Annotated in this window: 6 protein-coding genes; all 6 read left to right on the top strand. The window is 70.1% G+C overall.

Annotation, left to right across the window (positions count from 1 at the left end):
• The coding region (gene trpS, locus VFZ20_RS27595) for a tryptophan--tRNA ligase (RefSeq protein WP_329687183.1) at positions 1 to 721 on the top strand (721 nt) is incomplete at its 5' end.
• Between the two features lie 58 nt (positions 722 to 779).
• Positions 780 to 1,202 carry a DUF7079 family protein gene (locus VFZ20_RS27590; RefSeq protein ID WP_329687182.1) on the top strand — a complete coding sequence of 141 codons (423 nt, stop codon included), beginning with the start codon at positions 780 to 782 and terminating at the stop codon, positions 1,200 to 1,202.
• A gap of 29 nt (positions 1,203 to 1,231) precedes the next feature.
• Entirely contained in the window at positions 1,232 to 1,714 is a 483-nt protein-coding gene (locus VFZ20_RS27585) for a hypothetical protein (protein WP_329687181.1), read from the top strand.
• Positions 1,715 to 2,477: 763 nt separating this feature from the next.
• Positions 2,478 to 3,167, top strand: a complete 690-nt coding sequence (locus VFZ20_RS27580; protein ID WP_329687180.1) for a hypothetical protein — start codon at positions 2,478 to 2,480, stop codon at positions 3,165 to 3,167.
• A gap of 158 nt (positions 3,168 to 3,325) precedes the next feature.
• Positions 3,326 to 3,796, top strand: a complete 471-nt coding sequence (locus tag VFZ20_RS27575; RefSeq protein WP_329687179.1) for a hypothetical protein — start codon at positions 3,326 to 3,328, stop codon at positions 3,794 to 3,796.
• Complete coding sequence (locus VFZ20_RS27570; protein ID WP_329687178.1) at positions 3,783 to 4,577, top strand: hypothetical protein; 795 nt, start codon at positions 3,783 to 3,785, stop codon at positions 4,575 to 4,577. Before VFZ20_RS27575 ends, VFZ20_RS27570 begins: the two co-directional genes overlap by 14 nt.
• The last annotated feature ends 5 nt before the right edge of the window (positions 4,578 to 4,582 follow it).

The following is a 4,582-nucleotide window of genomic DNA, read 5'->3' as shown; positions in this document are numbered from 1 at the left end:
GTCCGCCCACGCCGAGCTGTTCTGGATCCTCTCCACCGTCACCCCCATGGGGCTGATGGAGCGCATGGTGGCGTACAAGGAGAAGGTGCAGCAGGGAATCAGCAGCAACGTGGGGCTGTTCACGTACCCCATCCTGCAGGCGGCGGACATCCTGCTGTACGACGCGGACCGCGTGCCCGTGGGCAAGGACCAGACGCAGCACCTGGAGGCCACGCGCGACATCGCCGTCAAGATCAACGAGGCGTTCGGCGAGAGCATCGTCAAGCTTCCCGAGGCGCAGATCGCCGAGGCCGTGGCCGTGGTGCCCGGGCTGGACGGCCGCAAGATGAGCAAGAGCTACGGCAACACCATCGACATCTTCATGGAGGAAAAGGCCCTCCGGAAGCGGGTGATGTCGATCGTGACGGACAGCACGCCGCTGGAGGCGCCCAAGAACCCGGACGGCTCCATCATCATCGACCTGTACCGGCTGTTCGCCAGCCCGGAGCAGGTGGAGCAGATGAAGGACGAGTTCCGCGCGGGCGGCATTGGCTACGGGCACTTCAAGCAGCGCCTGTTCGAGACCATCTGGGAGTTCTACGCCCCCATGCGCGCCCGCCGCGAGGAGATCCTGGCCCGCCCCGGCTTCCTGGACGAGGTGCTGGACGAGGGCGCCCGCAAGGCGCGGGGCATCGCCGAGGCCACGCTGGAGCGGGTGGGGCAGGCGGTCGGCTTGCGCTAGGGAATAGGTGATAGGGAATAGGGAATAGCCTGCAACGGCTTCAACGACGGATCGGCGGATGGGACGGCGGCTGAGCGAGACGGAGATCCAGGCGCGGCTGCCGGTGTGGGACGCCATCGCGGACCTGTACCTGGACAACGTTGTCGACGCGCGGGTGATCGATTCCATCGCCCGCACGCTGGCGGCGTCGCCGTTCTCCGTGGACGAGCTGGAGGCCATCTACCGCTACGAGGTGGCGCCCGTCGTCCACGGCAACCTCAAGACGACGGCGGGCGAATGGGCCGGTTGGGGCCACGAGTGGCTGCGCGAGCACATGGTGCCGCACGTGGCGCGAAGCGGCCGGTTCTCTCGCTGGTGGGCGGATACCCGCCCGGGCCGCTGGTGGATGACGGCGGACACCCGGGATGATTGGCAGAGGGTGATGCGCTCGGTCGTTGATAAGCGGGCGCGCGGCGAAACGGCCGCAGCGCCCGCTTCGTGAATCCACTCGTCTCCACGCCACACCTGCCCATGACCGACGTCCTTCCCCTCGCGCCGCCCACCGCGGACGCGCAGACCATCGAGAGCACCATCACCACGCTGTACGCGCTGATCTCCGGCGCGTCGAGCGAGCCGCGGGACTGGGACCGCTTTCGCGCGCTGTTCCTTCCCGGCGCCCGCATCATCCCCACCAACCGCGCCATCCACGACGGCACGGGCGGGCATCCGCCGGACGTGATGGACGTGGAGACGTTCATCCGCACGAGCGATCCCATCTTCCAGTCGATGGGCTTCGAGGAGCGGCAGATCGCCATGCGCGTGGAGCGGTTTGGCTGCACGGCGCACGCGTGGAGCACGTACGAGTCCCGCCACGCGCCCGACGAGCCGCCGTTCGCGCGGGGCATCAACAGCATCCAGCTGTATCACGACGGCGCGCGCTGGTGGGTGGTGACCGTATTCTGGGACTCCGAGCGCGCCGGCAACCCCATCCCCGACGCCTACCTCCCCGCCTGAGCGGACTTCGTCCGCCACGACATCCGGCGTTGTCATCCTGAGTCATTTGGCGCTGCGCGCACCCTGCGGGATGAAAGCCACCGCAGTCCAACCTCCCCCAGGGTTTTTGGGGGGGAGGTGGGCGAGCTCCGCGAGCCCGGAGGGGGCGCTCGCGCGGGGCACGCTACTCCGCACGAGCCCAGCCGCGGTTTTCTATTCAGGGGCCCTCACGGACCCTGCTGGCGCGAGAACGCATGCGGCCCCGAAGGATCTTGTATGCGAATCCGGAGGCCGGCTTTCCCGCGCGGAAGCCGGCCTTGCGTTCGAGGGCGCGAAGCGCGAGACGCGTCTCGTGATCCATCCCCCGCTGTCATTCTGAGCGAGGCGCCCGCGCGATCCATCCTTGCCTGAAAGCCGGCGGCGCCGACCGAAGAATCGGGCCGCGCCGGTGCAGGATCTCGCCCGTGCGCCCCGTCCCAGCCGTGGGGCCCGCGCACGGGCGAGTACCGTGCGCGGCGCGGCCCGATTCTTCGGTCGCGCGGAAGCCTCGTGCACCCGTCGAGCCCGAGACGCGCTCCCTCAGAGACAGCCAGAGCGAGATCGCGCGACGCGGCAGGCGCTTCGCGCCCGTCATCCCGCTATTCCCTATTCCCTATTACCTATTCCCTGGCCCCCCTAACCCCATCCCGCCCAACCACATACCCCGCCACGGCACCGTCCTTGCCAAGCACCGCCGTCCCGAGCGATCAGTGGGCTGGGAACCTCAACGGGGCAGGGCAGAGCGATGATCAGGCATTCCATCCGCAACCTGGCCGCGGCGGCCGCGGCGGTGGTGACGCTGTCCGGGTGCGCCGGCACCAACCTGGGCCAGCTGGGCGACATCCTGGGCGGCACGCTGGGCGGCGGCGCCGGACAGCAGCAGAACGGCCAGGTGCTGGCCGAGGTCGAGGCCGTCGACACGAACCGCCAGCTCATCCAGCTGCGCACGCAGCAGGGCCAGACGGGCCAGGTGCTGTTCGACCAGAACACGCTCGTGGTCTACCAGAACCAGCAGTACCCCGCCACTTCCCTGGAGCGCGGCGACGTGGCCTACTTCCAGCTCCAGCAGACGCAGCAGGGCGCCACCTACGCCAGCCGCATCGACGTGCAGCAGAGCGTGCAGGAGCGCACGGGGCAGAACACCAGCGGCAACGGCACGTACGGCAACGGCACCTACGGAAACGGGACGTACGGCGGCAACGGCACCTACGGCAGCCAGCAGTACACGCAGCTGTCCGGCACCGTGGGGCGCATCGACTACAACCAGGGCTGGTTCGAGCTGCGCACGCAGAGCGGCACGGCCACGGTCACCCTGCCGTACAATGCGGGCGACGCCACCACGGACTACTTCCGCCGCCTGCGCACGGGGATGAATGTGCGCCTGGAAGGCACACCGCTGAGCGGCGGCCGCGTGGAGCTCTTCCGCTTCATCTGACGCGCGGTACGTTCGGCGGACGACGGCGGCGGCGCGGGGCTCGGGCCTCGCGCCGCCGCCGTCGTCTTGCTGGCACGGGAGCGTGGCGGCGCATAGACTGTCCACCGAATGCCGCCGCCGATCGCGGCCCGTCCGATCCTCCGTTCGCCATCTGTGCCATGACGCCCCTCTTCAACAAGCTCAACCTCAAGGGCCAGACGGACATCGTCGTCCTGAACGCGCCGGCGGAGTTCGACCGGGAGCTGGGCGCGCTGCAGGGCGTGACGGTGCACCGCGACACGTCCGGGCTGGACCGCGTGGACTTCGTGCTCATCTTCGCGACGACCAACGCGCAGCTGCAGGCCGGTGCGGATGCCGTGCTGCACAAGGCGCAGGGCGACGCCGTCGTGTGGTGCGCGTATCCCAAGGGCACCAGCAAGCGCTACAAGGGCGAGTTCAACCGTGACAGCGGCTGGCCCCCGCTGGCGGCGGCGGGCTTCGAGCCCGTGCGGCAGGTGGCCATCGACGAGGACTGGTCCGCGCTGCGCTTTCGCCGCGTGGAGTTCATCAAGTCGATCAAGCGCGACGCCAGCCGCGTGGGCACGGAAGCGGGCAAGGCGCGCGTGGCCCAACGCGATGCGGACGCCTGACACGCCGCTGCTCGCCGTTCCGCCCGCGCTGGTCCAGGCGTTTCCGCCGTCGCTGAACGGGCTGCTGGACCTGGCGCGCGCCTACGCGACCACGCCCGTGCTGATGGAGATGGCGCGGGCGGACTACGGCGAGCAGGTGGACGAGCACTTCGCGGCCCTCACGCGGATCCGCGAAACGGGCGAGGTGCCCGCGCCCATCGGCTGGGTGCCGCAGGAGGTGCTGGAGCTTTGCCGATGGAGCGAGCCGGATCGCGAAGAGACCTCGGAAGACGTGCTCCGCGAACACCACGTGCGCGCGTTCGCCTGCGCGGCGCTGCTGCGCGCGGGCGCGGAGCCCGCGAACGCGGAGGCAGTCTGGAGCCACGGCCCCACGCTGGCGCAGATGACGGCGAGCGCGCTCGCCCTTGGGCCGGAATGGATCGACGTGCTGGGCGGCTTTCTCACGGCGCGCCTGGCCCAGCCCGGCCTGGCGGACGAGCGGCCGTTCTTTGCCTTCGCGCTGCTGTTCCTGGCGGTGACGGCGCGCGGCGGGCCGCTGGACGGGGACGCGCTCGCGACCGCGGCAAGCTGGGCGATCGACGAGGAGGCCGCGGCAGCCGCGGAGTACTTCTTCGGGTCGCCGCCGTCGCGTGCACCGTGGCTGCTGCGCATCGACGTGTCCGACCTGCGCGACGACGTCTGGCGCTCGTTCGCGCGGCGGATGCGCGACGAGGCGCCCGCGCTCCCGCCCGCCGCCCGCGACCCCATCCTGCTCCTCGCCGAAGCGATGCTGGACGGCTGAAAGGA

The sequence above is a fragment of the Longimicrobium sp. genome (assembly GCF_036280135.1).
Lineage (GTDB): Bacteria > Gemmatimonadota > Gemmatimonadetes > Longimicrobiales > Longimicrobiaceae > Longimicrobium.
This window is presented reverse-complemented; position numbering and strand designations above follow the sequence as displayed.